Source organism: Spongiibacter sp. (genome assembly GCF_984394615.1).
Map to the genome: position 1 here is coordinate 19,115 of NZ_CFHTQA010000033.1, position 18,331 is coordinate 37,445.

The window sequence follows — 18,331 nt, forward strand, 5'->3', positions numbered from 1 at the left end:
GACAATGGGATTGGGCGGAGATTGGAATAAATTGTATGGAGCTACGTCACTTACGGTGCTTTCTGACTGTTGCTGAAGAATTGCATTTCGCTCGTGCGGCGGAACGCCTGCATATCGAGCAGTCACCTTTGTCACGGGCCATAAAGGAACTGGAGGAGGAACTGGGGGTTCGTCTATTCAACCGCACTACTCGGAGTACGAGGTTGACCCGCGCCGGGCAACTGTTTTTAAAACACGTACCTCATGTTTTTACTGCACTCGATAAGGCGCGGGGCAGTGTGCAAGCTGCCGCCGCAGGCTTCCATGATCAACTGCGCGTGGTGCTCTCCGATAATATCACGCCACCTCGTCTCACCGCAATATTGGCCCAATGTCGTGAGGAGGAGCCGGAAGTCGATATCCGCCTGTTCGAAGTGCCTCTGGGGCAGCAACTCAAGGGACTACATGACGACCTCTATGACGTGGGTTTTGCTCAGTCCGCTGAGGTCGGGGATGGCATTGTGGCGGTGCATGCCTGGAGTGATCCGTTGGTTGTCGCTTTGCCAGCACGGCATCCGCTTCTGACCTACCAAAGAATTCCAGTGGATGAATTATTACGCTATCCGCTGGTTGGCTACGATCCGCAATCCTGTCAAGGCCACTGCCATCAGATCCGTCGTATCCTGCGCAGCGCGGATCGGGAACCCTTGGTGGTTGAGCAGGTTTCCTCCCAAGACCTGATGTTGACGCTGGTGGCGGCGGGTTATGCACTCGCCCTGGTGGGCGAGTCGCATCTGGTGGCCTCGCGTTGTGAAGGTGTGGTTGCTCGCCCGCTGGCGGGACGAACCCGGCTGCTTACCACTTGGCTGCTCCGGCGGGATACCGAGCCTTCCGCCACACTTCGCCGGTTTATCGAAAGGGTAGTACCGATAAACGACGAGGGCGATGCAGCCACATCTGAGACGAAGGACGACATCTGATGAAGCGTTGTTACACTCTGCTGGTTGCTGTGTTTTTGAGTGCCTGCGGGGATAGGCCCGCCTCGACTGCGGGACCAGCCGCTGAGATACCACCCACGGAAACGGTGGAGTTCCTGCTGGCCAACCCCGAGCGTCATAAAACACTGCGAGACCAGTGTCGGCTCAATCGTGCCGAGGTGGGCGACGAGTTGTGCAACATCGTGGGGGAGGCCAACAACAAGGCTTTCCTCGGTGATGGCGAGGTGCCCTATACACCACCGGAAGATCCACCGGCATTTTGATGCCGGTGGATTGAAAATCCATAGCGGTAAACTGCCTTCGCCGAAATACGCTGTATTTGCCGGTGTTTTCCTGATGTCCGCCGCTATTGGCAATCTTGCGTTTTCCTTCTTTATTCTGCCGATAACAGTCTTTGACCGGCACTGATCCGGCACCGAATCTGACACCTGTGGGCGCGCCCTCGTGCGCGCAAAAACGGGACTGATTCGGAGGCAGGAATGCGGGCGACAGGTGTGCTCTATGGTCAGGTGCTGGCGGTGTTCGGCATTGTGATCGCCGGGGTGTGGGGTGCCACCCAGTGGGTGGCGCATGCCCTGGGCTACCAGCCCCGCCTGGGTGCGCCTTGGTTCGAGCTGCTCGATAAGCCGGTCTACCACCCCTGGCGCCTGTTCGACTGGTGGTTCTTCTTCGACGCCTATGCCCCCCAGGTGTTCCTGACCGGTGGCGCGATTGCCGGGGCCAGCGGCCTGATGGCCGTGGTGGTCGCCATTGGCATGTCGATCTGGCGCTCGCGGCAATCGCGTTTGGTGACCACCTATGGTTCGGCGCGCTGGGCGGAGCCCGCGGAGGTGGAGCGCGCCGGCCTGACCGGCGATGCCGGTGTGTTCCTGGGCCAGCACGACGAAAAATACCTGCGCCACGAAGGGCCGGAACATGTGCTGACCTTCGCGCCGACCCGCTCGGGCAAGGGCGTGGGGCTGGTGGTGCCCACCTTGCTGAGCTGGCCGGCCTCGGCGGTGATCCATGACATCAAGGGCGAGAATTGGCAACTGACCGCCGGCTGGCGGTCGCGTTTCTCCCACTGCCTGTTGTTTAATCCCACCGATCCGAAGTCGGCCGCCTACAACCCCTTGCTGGAAGTGCGACGTGGCGCTCACGAGGTGCGCGATGTGCAGAACATCGCCGATATTCTGGTGGACCCCGAAGGCGCGTTGGAGCGTCGCAATCATTGGGAGAAGACCTCCCACGCCTTGCTGGTGGGCGCGATCCTGCATGTGCTTTACGCGGGGGAAGACAAATCCCTGCGGGGTGTCGCCAACTTCCTTTCCGACCCGGCCTGTCCCTTCGAGGTCACGTTGCATCGGATGATGACCACCAGGCATCTGGATGATGGGCCGCACCCGGTGGTGGCGTCGGCGGCGCGTGAAGTGCTGAACAAGGCGGACAACGAGCGCTCCGGGGTGCTCTCCACCGCCATGAGTTTTTTGGGGCTGTACCGTGACCCGACGGTGGCGGCCGTGACTTCCCGCTGCGACTGGCGCATTGCCGACCTGATTGCCGCCGAGCACCCTGTTTCCCTTTACCTCGTGGTGCCGCCTTCGGACATCAACCGCACCAAACCGCTGATCCGTCTCATCCTCAACCAGATTGGGCGGCGGCTGACCGAATCTCTGGACGGTAGCGATGGCATCGAGCGCCGGCACAAATTGCTGTTGATGCTGGATGAGTTTCCCGCGCTGGGGCGGCTCGACTTTTTTGAATCGGCGCTGGCCTTTATGGCCGGCTACGGCATTCGCAGTTTTTTGATTGCCCAGAGCCTGAACCAGATCGACAAGGCCTATGGCGTTAATCACGCCATTCTCGATAACTGCCATGTGCGGGTGACCTTTGCCACCAACGACGAGCGCACCGCCAAGCGGATCTCCGACACCCTGGGTACCGCCACCGAGCTGCGGGCGCAGCGCAACTACGCTGGTCACCGCCTGGCGCCCTGGTTGGGGCACCTGATGGTCTCGCGCCAGGAGACGGCGCGACCGCTGCTGACACCGGGGGAGGTGATGCAGTTGCCATCGGATGAGGCGGTGGTGATGGTCTCTGGCCAGCCACCGATCAGGGCGAAGAAGCTGCGCTATTACCTGGATGCCAATTTCAAGCGCCGTGTACTGCCGCCCCCTGTTTTGGCCGAGGGACGATACACGGATGCACCCGGGGTTCGCCCCAATGACTGGAGCAAACTCGCGGTGCCTGCGGTACCGGCCACGCCTTCTGCTACGGCGGATGTGACCGGAGGCAGTGATGACGGCGGCCCGCGCCGGCAGCCGGAACTGTCGGAAGCGGTGGGCTGGGAACCGGACGCCAAGCCGCCCACCAATGACCTGGCGCTGCTGGATGACGAGGACGATATCCAGCCCTTGCCTGCGAAGTTTGATCCACGCCTGCAACGGGCGGCGCGACTGGCCGCCCTCGACCCCGACGATGGAATTGCCCTATGAGCCGACTGCATTCCCGCCAACGCCTTAACCTGTTTATACAGCGTGACCACGCCAAGCGCCTGGACGAGTTGTCCGCGATGAAAGGTGTTTCCAAGTCGTCCATCGTGGCGGCGGCGCTGGCCTCCTGGCTGTCGCCTGATGCCGCCGACAAGCGAGAGGCGGCCATGGCCAAGCGGCTGGATCGCCTGTCCCGCCAGTTCGAGAAGCTGGAGCGTGACCAGAATATTCTCATCGAAACGCTGGCCTTGTTCGTGCGCTATTACCTGACGGTCAGCACGCCGCTGCCGGAATCTCATCAGGAAGCGGCCAGGGCCCAGGGTCGGGCGCGCTTCGAGCAGTTCGTCGAGCAGTTGGGCCGTCACATCCTGCGTGGGCGCAGCCTGGTGCGGGAGGTCTACGAGGAGTTGGAACCCGATCCGCAGCGCCTGGATGACATTGCCGCCCAGGTGGAGGCCCGTGAACAGCAGTCGCAGCAGGAAACACCACCACAAAGCGGGGAGGGTGAGCCATGAAGGTCGTCCATCCATCGCCAACCTCAACGCAGTCGTTGGATCGACGTATCCGCATGCTGCGCACGGCCTTGGGGCCCTTGATTGCCGCCGCCCTGGCGGACCCGGATGTGGTGGAGGTGATGCTGAACCCTGATGGCAGCTTGTGGGTGGATCGCTTGTCCTCCGGACGCGCGCCGACTGGCGAGACACTTTCCGCCGCCGATGGCGAGCGCATCATCCGCCTGGTGGCGGCCCATGTGAATGTGGAAGTGCATCGCGGCCGACCGTTGTTGAGTGCCGAGCTGCCGGAAACCGGCGAGCGTTTCGAGGGCGTGCTGCCACCGGCTTCCCCCGCACCCGCGTTTGCGCTGCGCAAGCGGGCGGTGGGTGTGATTCCGCTGGAAGACTATGTGCGTGATGGTGTGCTCGCCGAGCACCATGTGGCTTTCCTGCGCTCCGCTGTGCGCGAGCGCCAGAACATACTGGTAGCAGGCGGTACGAGCACCGGCAAGACCACCCTTGCCAATGCCCTGCTGGCAGAGATTGCGGCCACGGACGACCGGGTGCTGGTACTGGAGGACACGGTGGAACTGCAGTGCGTGGCCAAGGACCACGTACCGCTTCGCACCCGGCCTGGCGTGGTATCCATGACCGAGCTGGTGCGGGCCACCATGCGCCTGCGCCCGGACCGGGTGATTGTTGGCGAGGTGCGTGGCGGCGAGGCGCTGGACCTGGTCAAGGTCTGGGGCACCGGCCACCCTGGCGGTATTGCCACCGTGCATGCTGGTTCCGCCCACGGCGCCTTGCTGCGGCTTGAGCAACTAATACTGGAAGTCGCCATCACACCGCCGCGTGCCCTGATCGCCGAAGCAGTGAACGTGGTGGTGTTTATCGCCGGGCGTGGCCGTACCCGCAAAGTGCGCACGGTGGCCCGGGTGATCGGCATTGACGGCGACGGCTATCACCTCGACGAATCCCTTTCATCCCCCAACCCTTCACCCTCAACCTCATCGGGAGAACCATCATGACCGCTGTTTATCAGCTGCGGATTTCTGCAAATCCGCTTTTACGCTCCGGCTTGAACAAGCTGTTGTTTGTCGCGTTATTGCTGTGCCTGGCAACAACGGCCCAGGCCGCCGGCTCCAGTATGCCCTGGGAAGGGCCGCTGCAGTCCATCCTCGACTCCATCCAAGGGCCGGTGGCGCGTATCGTGGCGGTGATCGCGATTGTCGCCACCGGTTTGGCGTTGGCCTTTGGTGATACCTCCGGCGGTTTTCGGCGTCTGGTGCAGATTGTATTCGGCCTGTCCATCGCCTTTGCGGCATCCTCTTTCTTCCTGTCCTTCTTCAGCTTCTCCGGCGGGGCGGTGGTGGCATGAGCGGTATCTCGGTGTTTGCCGAAGGTTTCGAGGTGCCGCTGCACCGGGCGCTGACCGAGCCGATCCTGCTGGGCGGCGCGCCGCGCACCGTGGCCATTGCCAACGGCACCCTGGCGGCAGCCGTGGGGCTGGGGTTGCAATTGTGGTTGCCCGGTTTGGTGTTGTGGCTGCTGGGGCATTCGCTGGCGGTGTGGGGCGCCCAGGCGGACCCGCAGTTCATGGCGGTGTTCCTGCGTCACCTCAAGCACAAAATCCTGCTGGATGTGTGAGGGATCACGATGCTGAACCTCACCGAATACCGCAAGCGTCCCGCCTTGTTGGCTGACTGGTTGCCCTGGGCCGGTTTGGTGGCGCCCGGCGTGGTGCTCAACAAGGACGGTGCGTTCCAGCGCACGGCGCGCTTTCGCGGGCCGGATCTGGACAGTGCCACCCAGGGCGAGTTGATCGCCACCTCGGCACGGCTCAATAACGCGCTGCGGCGATTGGGATCGGGTTGGGCGTTGTTTGTGGATGCCGAGCGGGTGCCCGCGGCGGGTTATCCGCAATCGGAATTCCCCGAGCCGCTGTCCTGGTTGGTGGACGAAGAGCGCCGCGCCGCCTCTGAGGAAAACCACAGTCACTTCGAGAGTATCTATCACCTGACGTTGGTGTACCTGCCGCCGGAGGAATCCCGCGCCCGGGCGGCCAGTCTGCTGTACGAGAATTCCACCCGGCAGGGTGTGGACTGGCGTGAGCGACTGACGGCCTTTGTCGCGGAGAGCGACCGTGTATTCGACCTGCTCGACGGGGTGATGCCAGAACTTGCCTGGCTGGACGACAGCGACACGCTGGGCTATTTGCACGGCACCGTTTCCACCCGTCGTCATCGAGTCGCGGTGCCGGAGGTGCCGTTTCACCTGGATGCCTTGCTGGCCGATTGCCCGTTGACCGGTGGACTGGCGCCGATGCTGGGGGAGGTTCACTTGCGAGTGGCCTCGGTGCGCGGTTTCCCCACGTCCACCTGGCCGGGAATCCTCGATGAATTGAACCGACTGGGGTTTGGTTACCGCTGGAGCACGCGCTTCCTGTGCCTGGACAAGGCGGAAGCGGAACGGGAGCTGGGCCGCCTGCGCCGGCAGTGGTTTGCCAAACGCAAGAACGTGGCGGCCCTGCTGCGCGAAACCCTGTTCCAACAGGAAAGTCCACTGGTGGATAGCGACGCGGCCAACAAGGCGGGGGATGCAGACGCGGCCCTGCAAGCATTGGGCAGCGACCAGGTGGCCTTCGGTTATGTGACTGCCACCGTGACAGTGCTGGACGATGACCCGGCCATCGCCGATGAAAAGCTGCGACAGGTGGAGCGGGTTATCCAGGGCCGGGGTTTTGTCACCATTGCCGAAGCCCTGAATGCGGTGGAAGCCTGGTTGTCGTCGATCCCGGGCAACGCCTACGCCAATGTGCGCCAACCCATTGTCTCGACCCTGAATCTCGCGCACCTGCTGCCGGTGTCGGCGGTTTGGGCAGGACCGGAAAAGAACGCGCATCTGGACGGTCCACCCTTGATTGTCACCCGCACCGATGGTGCCACGCCGTTTCGGCTGGTGACCCATATCGGCGATGTTGGCCACACCCTGGTGGTGGGGCCGACTGGCATGGGTAAGTCGGTGCTGCTGGCCACGCTGGTATTGCAGTTCCGGCGCTATCCCGGCTCGCAGGTTTTTGCTTTTGATATGGGGCGTTCACTGCGAGCAACCGTCTTGGGCCTGGGCGGCGAGCACTACGATCTGGGCTCGGAGGACGAGATTGCCTTTCAGCCCTTGGCCGGCATTGACCGGGCGGAGACACGTGCCTGGGCGGCGGATTGGCTCGAAGCGCGTATAACGCAGGAAGGATTGACCCTCGGCCCCGATGAAAAAGCGGCGATCTGGTCCGCGCTGGAGAGCTTGGCCGGGGCGCCGGTGGAGCAGCGAACCCTGACGGGCTTTTCCGTCTTGCTGCAGGACAATGCGTTGCGCCAAGCCCTGGCGCCCTATTTGCTGGGTGGTGCCCACGGCAATCTACTGGATGCCGAATATGACAGGCTGGGTAGCGCCGATGTGCAGTGCTTCGAGATGGAGGAATTGATGGCCAGCCGCGCCGCGGTGTTGGCCGTACTGGGTGTGTTGTTCGCCCGTTTCGAGAAGCGTTTCGACGGGGCGCCGACCTTGCTGGTCCTGGATGAGGCCTGGCTCTTCCTGGATGACCCGGTGTTCGCAGCGCGCATTCGCCAGTGGCTGAAAACCCTGCGCAAGAAGAACGTCAGCGTGGTTTTTGCCACCCAGTCGCTGGCGGATATCCAGGCCTCCAGCATCGCGCCGGCGATTATCGAGAGCTGCGCGAGCCGTATCTTCCTGCCCAATCCCCAGGCTACCGAGCCACAGATTCGCACTGTTTATGAAGGCTTTGGGCTCAACGCGCGACAGATCGAGATTGTTGCCACCGCCGAACCCAAGCGCGATTACTACTACCAGTCCCGCCTCGGCAATCGCCTGTTCGATCTGGACCTGGGACAGGTGGCACTGGCCTTTGCCGGTGCTTCTACGCCTGAGGATCAACGTGAAATAGATGCGTTGCTTGCATCAACCTCAGTGCCGGATTTTGCCGCCGCTTGGCTGCGGCATCGTCGTCTCGATTGGGCCGCTGATCTGCTGCTGACCACGCCCGTTCCATCTCATCCGATACAGGAGGATAAGCCATGAAAAAGCATCTGGTATTCGCCGTGATTGTCGCAATGCTGTTGGGCAGCTTGCCGGCGGCAAGGGCGCAATGGGTGGTTGTCGATCCGACCAATCTGGTCCAGAACGCGCTGACCGCGATACGCGCGCTGGAACAGATCAACAACCAGATCCAGCAGTTGCAGAACGACGCACAAATGCTGATAAACCAGGCGCGGAACCTGGAGCGGCTGGACTACAACACCCTCAATCGCCTGCGCTCGGCGCTGGCGACCACCGAGCGCTTGATTGCCCAGGCCGAGGGCATGACCTATCGCATCGAGCACATTGATCGTGAACTGGCGCGGCTCTACCCGCACGAGTACTCGACGGTAACCGGTGAACAAATGGCCCGGCAGGCACGCGAGCGCGAGGACCATGCCCTCGACGGACTGCATACCGCTATGCGGATGCAGGGGCAGGTGGCTCAGAATCTGTCTGAGGACGAAAGTGTGTTGTCAGGCCTGGTGGGGCGGAGTCAATCCGCCAACGGTGCGCTACAGGCCATGCAGGCGACCAACCAGTTGCTGGCCCTGCAGGCCAAGCAATCGATCCAGGCGCAGCAACTGCAACTGACGCAGGACAGGGCGGCGGCACTGGAACTGGCCCGGCAGGCAGCCGCAACCGAGCGAGGCCGGGAAGTGACCCGGCGCTTCCTGGGTGAGGGCACAACTTATACGCCGCACCCGGTGCACTTCTTCGGTAACTGAGGCCCTGATGATGCTGATACCCCGGCGGACTGAGGAGCCAGATTATGGATGATGTCGCGGTTATCGACCACTTCCTTAATGTCTTCTCGACCTACATCGACTCCGGCTTTGGTCTGCTGGGTGGCGAGGTTGCCTTCCTGACCGCCACCCTGGTGGTGATCGACATGACGATCGCGGGGGTTTTCTGGGCTTTAAACCATGCTTCCGGGCAGGGGGACGACGTACTGGCCCGGCTGATTCGCAAGGTGCTCTATGTTGGCGCCTTCGCCTACATCATCGGCAATTTCAATGCGCTGGCGGCCATTGTGTTCCGCTCCTTCGCAGGGCTCGGGTTGATGGCCTCGGGCACCGGCATGACTACCGCTGAATTCTTGCAACCAGGTCGCCTGGCGGCGGTGGGTATTGACGCGGGCGCGCCGATCCTGGAACAGATCAGCGAGATGGCGGGCTTCCCCGAGGTGTTTGTCAATATCGCGCCCATCGTGGTGCTGTTCCTGGCCTGGCTGGTGGTGATCCTGACGTTCTTTGTGCTGGCGATACAGCTTTTTATCACCCTGATCGAATTCAAGCTGACCACCCTGGCCGGATTTGTATTGGTGCCTTTTGCGTTGTGGAACAAGACCGCATTCCTCGCGGAAAAAGTATTGGGCAACGTGGTGTCCTCCGGCGTCAAGGTACTCGTGCTGGCCGTGATTGTTGGCATCGGCACGGGGTTGTTTGCCGAGTTCCAGGTGGCCCCGGCCGAACCTTCTGTCGATTTTGCGCTGGTGATCATGCTGGCCTCCCTGGCGCTGCTTGCCCTGGGGATATTCGGGCCGGGCATTGCCACCGGGCTGGTGTCCGGCTCACCGCAACTGGGTGCGGGCGCCATGGCCGGCGCCACCCTCGGCGCGGCCGGCACCGCCGTGGCCCTGGATGCCGCCGCCACCGGTGTGGGTGGCGCTGTGGTGGCGGGTGCGCGAATGGCCCCAGGTGCCGCGCGGATGGCGACAGGTGGTGCAAGCACCATGAAAGCAGCGGCGGGCGGGGCGAAATCGGCAATGGATTCGGCGGCCTCGGTTTCCAGACACGCGACAAGCTCGGGTGGACAACCGGCCTGGGCGAAACAGTTGCAACGCCGCCAGCGACTTTCCCAATCCGCGACTACGGTCGCCCATAGCTTGCGCGGCGGCGACGGTGGCGGCGCGGGTTCAGGCCCCAGCCTGAATGATCCGGATTCCTAAGGAGAATGTTTCATGCGATTCAAGCGACCCCATGCGCGTTATTCCGAATCCCCGGAGCCGGCCACGCCTTACCAGGCGGCCGCACAGGCTTGGGATGAACGCATCGGCTCGACCCGGGTGCAGGCGAAAAACTGGCGATTGATGGCTTTCGGCTGCTTGTCGCTGGCCCTGTTGATGGCGGGTGGGCTGGTGTGGCGTTCGGCCCAGTCCATTGTCACGCCCTATGTGGTCGAGGTGGATACCGGCGGGCAGGTACGCGCCGTGGGCGAGGCGGCCACACCCTACCGGCCCGACGACGCGCAGACCGCCCATCACTTGGCCCGCTTCATTACCCTGGTGCGTTCGCTCTCCATTGATCCGGTGGTGGTACGCCATAACTGGCTGGACGCCTACGACTACACCACCGACCGCGGTGCGGCGGTGCTCAACGACTATGCCCGCACCCACGATCCCTTTGCGCGTATCGGGCAGGAATCGGTAACGGTGCAGATCAACAGCGTGGTGCGGGCCAGCGACAGTTCCTTCCAGGTGCGCTGGAGCGAGCATCGCTTTGTGAACGGCGCGGCGGCCGGTATCGAACGCTGGACGGCGGTTGTGTCCATCGTGTTGCAAACCCCGCGTACCGAGCGGCGGCTGCGCCGCAACCCATTGGGTATCTACGTCAACGGCCTGTCGTGGAGCCGGGAATTGGAGGCCAATGAAGGAGACATTCCATGAACAAGCGATTGAACAAGAATGCCGGGGGGCTGGTACTGGTGGTGTCATTGGCGTTGGCCGGCTGTGCCACGCCGCAAGAGCCGCCGCGGATCACGCTGGACGAGCCAGTGGCAGCAACATTGCTGCCGGAGCCCGAAAGGCCGATGGAAATTGTCGAGGTGCCGAAGCCGCTACCCTTGCCGGGACAACTGATGCCGCTGCCTGTGGAAGCGGAAGGTGCGGACGAAGCCGGGATTGCAGATCCGCAGGCACAGGTAGACCAGGCCACTGAAGAGGCGAGGGTGGCACCGACGCGGGAAGGTTATGTCAATGCCGTGCAGGTCTGGCCCTTTGCCGAGGGCGCACTGTACCAGGTCTATGCCAGTCCGGAGCGGGTGACGGTTATCGCCCTGCAGCCCGGCGAAGAGCTGGTCACCGTTGCGGCCGGCGATACCGTGCGCTGGATCGTGGGGGATACATCGAGTGGTGCCGGAGGTGATCAACGGGTCAATGTGCTGGTCAAGCCCATCCGCGTGGACATCCGGACCAATCTGGTGATTACCACCAACCGCCGTACCTATCTGGTGGAGTTGATCTCGACCGAGGCAACCTGGATGGCTTCGGTCTCCTGGGATTACCCGAGGGATCGCCTGCTGGCTTTACATCGTCGAACCCAGACGGCTGAAGTGGCCGCGCCGATAGATCGGGGCCTGTCCTTGGAGCGCTTGCGATTTCGCTATGCCCTGAGTGGTGACCAGCCGGCATGGCGACCACTCCGTGCTTTCGACGATGGCGGCAAGGTCTATATCCAATTCCCGTCCGGGATCGCCCAGGGCGAACTGCCGCCGTTGTTTGTGATCGGCCCGCAAGGCGATGGTCAACTGGTGAACTACCGCTTCCGCTCGCCGTACTACATCGTGGACCGGCTTTTCGCCGCAGCCGAGTTACGTCTGGGCGACGAACATGGCGAGGTGGTGCGCATCGAGCGGACCGACGGGGTAAGGAGGCAGTGAGCATGGACAACGACAAGGCGCCGGACCAGCAGCCAGATCCATCCCCTAAGGTGGCGCCTGAACAGGTGGCCCTGCGAGCGCAGCCGCGACCGGTTACGCGATTGAGCCGGCGAATGCTGGCAGTCCTTGCCGGTGGTGTTGGCATCGCTGTACTGGGTGCCTTGTTCTGGTCGCTGCGCGCGCCTGATCGCAGCGGCTCGAATGGCGCCGACGAGTTGTACAACGTCGAGCGTGTATCCCGCACCGAGGGCCTTGCTCATTTGCCGGCGGATTACTCGCAACTGCCACCCGAGGTGCCGCGCCTGGGCAAGCCGTTGCCGGGTGACTTGGGTGAGCCGATCCTGAAGGCGGAGCGGCAGGCCATGGGTTATTCCGATGCTGGGCAGGACGCAGCCGAAGCCGACCGGCTGGCACGTCTCAAGGAAGCACAGGAAGCGGCGGCTTCATCGGTATTCTTTGGGTCGATTCGGCGGCGCTCAGTGGCGGCAACACCGATGACGGCTGGGGGAGGGAACACCGCGATGGCACAGGGGCTGGGTGCGCTCGACTCCCTGGCAATGTTGCGGAACCCATCGCCAGGGGAAACCGATGCTGTCGCCCTCCAGAATCGCCAGGATCAGAAGGAGGCGTTTCTGAATAATCCCGCTTTTGCGGAAACCCGTAATTCCGGGGATCTGCAAACACCGGAATCACCGTTTCAGGTCATGGCCGGTACGGTGATTCCCGCAGCCCTGGTGACCGGTATCAACTCGGATCTGCCAGGCGATGTCATCGCCACCGTCACCGAGCCGGTCTACGACACCGCCACCGGCCGCCATGTACTGATTCCCCAGGGCTCTCGCGTACTGGGACGCTACAACAGCCAGGTGAGCTACGGGCAGACCCGGGTACAGGTGGTCTGGCACCGGGTGATCCTGCCCGATACCTCGTCCTTCCAGCTCGATAACCTCGCTGGCGCCGACCCGGCCGGATACTCGGGCCTAGAGGATGGCGTGGACTGGCACTGGGATCGCATTTTCACAGGCGCCGCCCTGACCACGCTGCTCGGCGTGGGCGCCGAACTGGCCGCGCCCGAAAACCGCCAGGACGGCGATCGCGTCGTCATCGCCGGCCGGGACAGCGCCCAGGACACGATTAACCAGGTAGGCCAGGAAGTCACCCGTCGCAACCTCAACATCCAGCCCACCCTGACCAGCCGCCCCGGCTTGCCGGTACGCCTCATCGTTAACCGCGACCTGATGTTGCGGCCCTACCAACCACTGATCTACCAACGGGGGATCGCACCATGACCACCAACAAACTGCGGCTGGGGCCATTGCCCAAGACCGAAACCGTCAAGCTGACCTTTGCCTGCCCGGCGACCCTGAAGGCGGACTTGGAGCGCTATGCCGAGTTGCATGGCCAGGCCTACGGCGAGCCGGTGGATGCGGCGACGTTGATCCCGCATATGCTGGAGGCGTTCATGGCGAGGGATCGGGGGTTTCGGCGGGGTAGGGGGAAAGATAAACGCTCACCGCTTGTACGGACCCCAGAACTAGCAACAGACCAGCGTTAAAGAAAGTGTCCACGAAGTGCTACGCATAGGGAGGCGATCAAAGTATAAGATGTACAAATTCAAGGAAATATATGGTTAAATGACAACTATAGATTGTAGCCCTATAGGGTGCGGATGGATTCCAGCATGGCGTCACTCGAAAGCAAAAATGGTAAATCGGGGAACTCATTAGGCCACGCTCTAAAGACGGTTAGGAGTGCGCGTGGCCTAAGCCAAGAAGCATTTTCCAATGTGTCTAGCCGTACTTACTTAAGCTCTTTGGAGCGGGGGCTGAAGAATCCGACTTTGATCAAGGTTAATGAAATATGCCGAGTATTGGAGGTCCACCCTTTGACAATTCTAGCGCTTGCATACGCAGATGGAGATGTTGCTGAAGTAGATAAGCTTCTTGAACAGGTGCGACAAGAATTAAATGCAGTATTAAGGCGTCCGAAGGTTTCCTGATCCTATCTGAGCTATAGCAGTAGCAGTGATAGACAAAGCAGAAAGCTTGAGTTCGATATGATACAGACTTTGAGAAATGCGCGTTTTAGCGGCGCGACTAATGAAGATCCGTAATCTTTTCTACAAGATGTAATGACAATATGGAAATATTAAAAGAATCTTTGGTTGATAACAGTATTGTCAGTAGTCTTGTTGATATATGCCAAGAAAAAGGTGAAAACTACTGGAGCTTTGAAGGTAGCTTTCAGCGGAGTGGGGCACACTCTTTGATTTCCTATCCTGCAATGATGGTCCCTACATTACAAGGGCACTTAATTGACCTTATCAAGAATGAAATTACTGTAGATCGAATTCTTGATCCATTTGTGGGATCAGGCACTATCTTAACCGAATCCATAAGTCGCGGTATAGATTTTACCGGAATTGATATTAACCCCCTTGCCATTTTGGCGTGCCGTGTAAAGTCTGGAAACTATTTTGTAAATTCACTAAACGATAAGTATTCAAGTCTGACTTACAAGATTGATAAAAGTAGAAAACGAAAATTTCGCGACTTCCCAGGTGTTGGAAAGTGGTTTCATCCAAAAACCGCTATCGAGCTTGAGCAGATAGCACAGTCAATCCGTGAAGAGAGTGCGCTATGGGCGCGCAGGGTGTTTTGGCTGGCCCTTGGAAGAACTGTAAGGCAAGTTTCTAATTCTCGGCTTTCTACTTACAAGTTGCACAAGCGAGAATCTGAGAAATTAGAGCAATATCGTTGTGCTAAGGATGAGTTCCATAAACAATGCAAGTCTGTGCTGACTTCTATGGAAGAGGAGTATGTATCACATAAAGCGTTAGATGTGATTTATAAAGGCCGCTACAACGCAACGGTGAATACTCATATTGGTGACGTTTGTGATGTCTTAAATAGTTTAGATAAAAAATTTGATCTCATAATGACTTCCCCTCCTTATGGAGATAACCAAACAACCATTCCGTACGGACAGTTTTCATATTTGCCATTGCATTGGATTGATCTATCGGATATTGACGAGAATTTGGATAGCTCAGTTATAGGAAGTACCGCAGCAATTGACAGTAAAAGTTTGGGCGGATCTCTTCGTCAAGCAATAGAAAAGTCAGAATATCTGGCCGATAACTATCATTCAGCTAAAGTTGTTTTGGATAAACTTGAAAAAAAATCGAATGGTTTAAAAAGATTTTCTACATTCTTTTTTGATTTAGAAAAAGCCATTATCAACTTATGTGCGATCACAGCGGACGGTGGATATCACTCTTGGACAGTTGGAAATCGCCGCATTAACAATATACCTATTCCTATGAATGAAATACTTGCAGAAATGCTAGAGGCTAATGGGATTTCCTCGGTAGCTACAATCAACAGGGAAATTAAGCATAAAAAAATGGCCTTCCGAAACAGTATAGCTGACACCATGAGTCGGGAGACAATAGTCATTGCGCAAAAAGCGAGTGTCAATGAGTAACGATACGGACCAAGACAAGCCGCATTTATCGATATCTGCCCACGTTGTAGTCCAGCTCGGGGAAGAGCTGGTCACTGACAAAGAGCAGTCAATTCTTGAATTAGTCAAGAATTGCTATGATGCTGACACTACTGATTGCGATATTTTCATTGAGCCTGAGTGGGTCGTCGATCCAATAGAAAATCCTGATATTTATTTTAGTCTTTTTCCTGATCGTTTGGGGAAGAGTAAAGAAAAATTATTAGCGGAAAAAGTTGGAAAGATTGTTATCAAGGATGATGGCGATGGAATGAATAATGATGCGGTACAAAATTCCTGGCTGAGGATAAGTTCTTCGGCCAAAAGGCCAGAGAAAGGCAAAGAAAAGGCTGCGACCAAAAGTGGAAGAACTCCAGTTGGCGATAAAGGCTTAGGCCGATTAGCCACAATGAAACTTGGTAAGATTATTCGGCTCACGACATCACAAAAAGGGGAATCCGAAAGGCGATCATTGTGGTTTTCCTGGGGTGATTTTACTGAAGATAAAGACTTAACAGAAGTTCCTGTTTATATAGAGCCTGCAACCAAAAAGAATGATAAAGACGAAAAAGGTTCAGAAATAACGATAATTGGCTTGAAAGAATTGAAAGAGTGGGAGCAGGATTCGTTTGTCTCAAAAGATCTAGTTCGTGATCTGTCTAAGTTGGTGTCGCCATTTTTAGAGAAGAAGGGTTTTTTTATAAATATCCATTACGGCGGGAACTGCTACGAAATTAGTCATTTATCCGATCAGGCATTGAACCTTGCATCCTGCGCATATCACTGGATATGGGTTGACGGGAAAATACAGCATAAAGGACGAATATCTGAGAATCTCTTCTTTGGAACAGGGGATGGAACAGCTAGTGCGGAGTTTAATCGAGTCTTCAGGAATGCCAGGAATAGAGATAAGTTTATTGAAAGACTTTTGTCTAATAAAAAGGTTAAGCAATTCAATCTAAAAGTTGATAAATCGCCAGGCCTTTTCACGTTGGATTATGAGGATGAAATTGGCGATTCGATACCTCAATCAAAAGGCTATGGTTATGCGAAAGACCCCGGACCGTTTTCCGCACAAATTTATGATTTCAATCTTTCTAGAAGAAGCAGAGAAGCATTAAGCGCGTCAGGTGTAACCTCAGACTTGATTAAGTCTACGGGGATTCAGATCTTTCGGGATGGGTTCTTGGTGCGCTTTGACGAGGATTGGCTGGGGCTTTCACAGGAGCAAACAGGGGGCAGTTCTTACTATGGGTTAAGGCCTGGAAACACAATTGGATACTTTGCGATATCAAATAAGTCAAATCCCGGTCTAGTGGAGAAGTCTGACCGTGAGGCCTTCGTTGATAACGACGAATTTCGTGGTTTTTTGTATTTGGCCAGGAAAGCTAAAGACAAAGAGATCGCTTTGCGAGAAATATTGAGGAGAGAGTATAGAGGTTTCCTGAAAGACCTTTCATCAGAACAAAGCGAGTCCTCTTCTCCGGCAGATGCGATCAAGGCAACTAAGGAATCGTTTAGCAAGCAGGGCGTTATCTTGAAAGAAGCTATTCAAAGTCTTGAGCACTTGGGTAGTTTGGATGATAAGAAGGCCTATGAATCTATTGGAGGCGTTATAACAAGTCTTCAGAATGTTGCCAAAGACCAGGAAAAGAAGAATGCACAGATTGAATATATTGATAGGCATGTGGAGGGGGCTGAAGAAGTTAATCTTCGGTTATTGGAGGCAGCTGCAGTTGGGTTGACTGCTCGTTCGATATCCCATGAGTTACACCAGTATTCGCGGCAGCTTAAACAGGGTATTGATGGCATCAAGGCTGTAAACAAGAGTGAATCCCCCCGGGTTTATCGGAGGTTTTTTGGTTTGAGTCATGCAACTGCAGACTCGCCTTGTTGATAATACAGATCTTCGTATTCCGATGGCGGTATATCACCAATTGAACTCAGTATCCGTCGGTGGTTGAACCAGTCTACCCAGGTCAGCGTTGCCCGCTCCACTTCATCCAACCCTTTCCATGGCCCATCCTTGTGGATGACCTCAGCCTTGTATAGTCCATTGATCGTTTCCGCCAGAGCATTATCGTAGGAATCGCCAACACTCCCCACCGAGGCTTGAAATCCAGCTTCTGCCAGCCGTTCGGTATAGCGAATCGACAAATACTGGCTACCCCTGTCACTGTGATGGATGACGCCATTGGGCTTGCCTCTCGCCCACAGCGCCTGCTCCAAGGCGTCCAGTACAATATCCGTCTGCAAACTCTTCAGCACGCGCCAACCCACGATATAGCGGGAGAAAACATCCACAACAAAAGCCACGTAGACAAAGCCTGACCAAGTAGCCACATACGTGATGTCAGCCACCCAAAGCTGGTTCGGGGCCTGCGCGGTAAACTGGCGACTCACCAAATCAAGCGGCTTCTCAGCCAGCTCATCAGGGATCGTGGTGATGCAGCGCTTACCGCGCTTTACACCTTCCAACCCCAATCCGGACATCAACCGCTCAACCGTACAGCGGGCAACACTAATCGATTCCCGATTTAGCTGCTTCCAGACTTTGCGGGCGCCATACACCTGCTGATTCTCATCAAAGACCCGCACAATCTCAGGCTTCAACGTCTCGTCCCGTCGAGTACGCATGCAGCGTTTGGCAGGATTGGCTTCCAAGTCTTTGAATCGGTAATACGTGGACGGCGCAATCGGCAACACCTTGCAGATTGACTCGACACCGTGATTCTCGCGTTCCTGATCAATAAACGCCGCCATTACTTCGGTTTGCGGTCGAGCTCCGCCTGGGCGAAAAAAGCGGCGGCCTTACGCAGTATCTCATTGGCCCGCATCAGCTCACGGTTCTCTCGTTCCAGCTGTTTCAGCCGAGCGGCTTGATCAGTGGTGACACCAGGTCTGGCACCGCTATCTACTTCTATTTTGTTAACCCAAGACCGCAAGGTCTCTGGGGTACAGCCAATCTTGGCCGCGACAGACTGTATCGCCGCCCAGCGGGATTTGTGTTCATGCTCGCCGGTTAACACCATGCGAACAGCGCGTTCCCGAACTTCGGGAGAGTATCCAGGTCGTTTGCTCATCAGCTAATTCTCTCAAGAAAGTTAGCCTCCGATAAACCCGGGGGGATTCA

Annotated in this window: 18 protein-coding genes and 1 other annotated feature; of the genes, 17 read left to right on the plus strand and 1 reads right to left on the minus strand. The window is 57.8% G+C overall.

Annotation, left to right across the window (positions count from 1 at the left end):
- Window positions 1-35 precede the first annotated feature (35 nt).
- The 17 genes from AC5DB9_RS12315 (at window position 36) to AC5DB9_RS12395 (ending at window position 17,095) form a co-directional block, all read left to right on the plus strand.
- Window positions 36-959: a LysR family transcriptional regulator gene (locus tag AC5DB9_RS12315; RefSeq protein ID WP_272992316.1), complete on the plus strand. Its 924-nt coding sequence runs from the start codon at window positions 36-38 to the stop codon at window positions 957-959.
- On the plus strand, window positions 959-1,240 hold the full coding sequence (locus AC5DB9_RS12320; RefSeq protein ID WP_272992319.1) for an EexN family lipoprotein: 282 nt from the start codon (window positions 959-961) through the stop codon (window positions 1,238-1,240). The genes AC5DB9_RS12315 and AC5DB9_RS12320 overlap by 1 nt, the downstream gene beginning before the upstream one ends.
- A 216-nt stretch (window positions 1,241-1,456) precedes the next feature.
- Entirely contained in the window at window positions 1,457-3,451 is a 1,995-nt protein-coding gene (locus AC5DB9_RS12325; RefSeq protein WP_273009969.1) for a conjugal transfer protein TraG, read from the plus strand.
- The gene (locus AC5DB9_RS12330; protein ID WP_272994024.1) at window positions 3,448-3,963 is read left to right on the plus strand and encodes a CopG family transcriptional regulator; all 516 of its coding nucleotides are present in this window, start codon (window positions 3,448-3,450) and stop codon (window positions 3,961-3,963) included. The genes AC5DB9_RS12325 and AC5DB9_RS12330 overlap by 4 nt, the downstream gene beginning before the upstream one ends.
- Window positions 3,960-4,970, plus strand: coding sequence for a P-type conjugative transfer ATPase TrbB (gene trbB, locus AC5DB9_RS12335; RefSeq protein WP_272994025.1), 1,011 nt, complete (start codon window positions 3,960-3,962; stop codon window positions 4,968-4,970). The genes AC5DB9_RS12330 and trbB overlap by 4 nt, the downstream gene beginning before the upstream one ends.
- Window positions 4,967-5,320, plus strand: coding sequence for a TrbC/VirB2 family type IV secretion system protein (locus tag AC5DB9_RS12340; protein WP_272994026.1), 354 nt, complete (start codon window positions 4,967-4,969; stop codon window positions 5,318-5,320). Before trbB ends, AC5DB9_RS12340 begins: the two co-directional genes overlap by 4 nt.
- Window positions 5,317-5,589 (plus strand): VirB3 family type IV secretion system protein, encoded by a 273-nt coding sequence (locus tag AC5DB9_RS12345; RefSeq protein WP_272994027.1) that lies wholly within the window; start codon window positions 5,317-5,319, stop codon window positions 5,587-5,589. The genes AC5DB9_RS12340 and AC5DB9_RS12345 overlap by 4 nt, the downstream gene beginning before the upstream one ends.
- A gap of 9 nt (window positions 5,590-5,598) precedes the next feature.
- Window positions 5,599-8,037, plus strand: a complete 2,439-nt coding sequence (gene trbE, locus AC5DB9_RS12350) for a conjugal transfer protein TrbE (RefSeq protein ID WP_272994028.1) — start codon at window positions 5,599-5,601, stop codon at window positions 8,035-8,037.
- Window positions 8,034-8,762 (plus strand): P-type conjugative transfer protein TrbJ, encoded by a 729-nt coding sequence (gene trbJ / locus AC5DB9_RS12355; protein WP_272994029.1) that lies wholly within the window; start codon window positions 8,034-8,036, stop codon window positions 8,760-8,762. The genes trbE and trbJ overlap by 4 nt, the downstream gene beginning before the upstream one ends.
- 44 nt (window positions 8,763-8,806) lie before the next feature.
- Window positions 8,807-9,985 carry a P-type conjugative transfer protein TrbL gene (gene trbL / locus AC5DB9_RS12360; protein WP_272994030.1) on the plus strand — a complete coding sequence of 393 codons (1,179 nt, stop codon included), beginning with the start codon at window positions 8,807-8,809 and terminating at the stop codon, window positions 9,983-9,985.
- Between the two features lie 12 nt (window positions 9,986-9,997).
- Complete coding sequence (gene trbF, locus AC5DB9_RS12365; protein WP_272994031.1) at window positions 9,998-10,702, plus strand: conjugal transfer protein TrbF; 705 nt, start codon at window positions 9,998-10,000, stop codon at window positions 10,700-10,702.
- Complete coding sequence (gene trbG, locus AC5DB9_RS12370; RefSeq protein ID WP_272994032.1) at window positions 10,699-11,694, plus strand: P-type conjugative transfer protein TrbG; 996 nt, start codon at window positions 10,699-10,701, stop codon at window positions 11,692-11,694. Before trbF ends, trbG begins: the two co-directional genes overlap by 4 nt.
- Before the next feature lie 2 nt (window positions 11,695-11,696).
- Window positions 11,697-12,983 (plus strand): TraB/TrbI/VirB10 family type IV secretion system protein, encoded by a 1,287-nt coding sequence (locus AC5DB9_RS12375; RefSeq protein ID WP_272994033.1) that lies wholly within the window; start codon window positions 11,697-11,699, stop codon window positions 12,981-12,983.
- The gene (locus AC5DB9_RS12380; RefSeq protein WP_272994034.1) at window positions 12,980-13,249 is read left to right on the plus strand and encodes a DUF2274 domain-containing protein; all 270 of its coding nucleotides are present in this window, start codon (window positions 12,980-12,982) and stop codon (window positions 13,247-13,249) included. The genes AC5DB9_RS12375 and AC5DB9_RS12380 overlap by 4 nt, the downstream gene beginning before the upstream one ends.
- Window positions 13,250-13,375: 126 nt before the next feature.
- Window positions 13,376-13,693 carry a helix-turn-helix domain-containing protein gene (locus AC5DB9_RS12385; RefSeq protein ID WP_272994035.1) on the plus strand — a complete coding sequence of 106 codons (318 nt, stop codon included), beginning with the start codon at window positions 13,376-13,378 and terminating at the stop codon, window positions 13,691-13,693.
- 140 nt (window positions 13,694-13,833) lie between these two features.
- On the plus strand, window positions 13,834-15,180 hold the full coding sequence (locus AC5DB9_RS12390) for a class I SAM-dependent methyltransferase (protein ID WP_272994036.1): 1,347 nt from the start codon (window positions 13,834-13,836) through the stop codon (window positions 15,178-15,180).
- Complete coding sequence (locus AC5DB9_RS12395; protein ID WP_286855346.1) at window positions 15,173-17,095, plus strand: ATP-binding protein; 1,923 nt, start codon at window positions 15,173-15,175, stop codon at window positions 17,093-17,095. Before AC5DB9_RS12390 ends, AC5DB9_RS12395 begins: the two co-directional genes overlap by 8 nt.
- Here AC5DB9_RS12395 and AC5DB9_RS12400 read toward each other — a convergent pair.
- Window positions 17,068-18,281, minus strand: a protein-coding gene (locus AC5DB9_RS12400) for an IS3 family transposase (protein WP_289083361.1) whose coding sequence is annotated in 2 segments (ribosomal slippage) — window positions 17,068-17,993 and window positions 17,993-18,281 — 1,215 coding nt in all. Because the reading frame shifts where the segments join, the coding sequence is not laid out codon by codon here. The genes AC5DB9_RS12395 and AC5DB9_RS12400 overlap by 28 nt on opposite strands.
- Window positions 17,887-18,003 (minus strand) — a sequence feature (AL1L pseudoknot). It overlaps the preceding gene by 117 nt.
- Window positions 18,282-18,331: the final 50 nt, after the last annotated feature.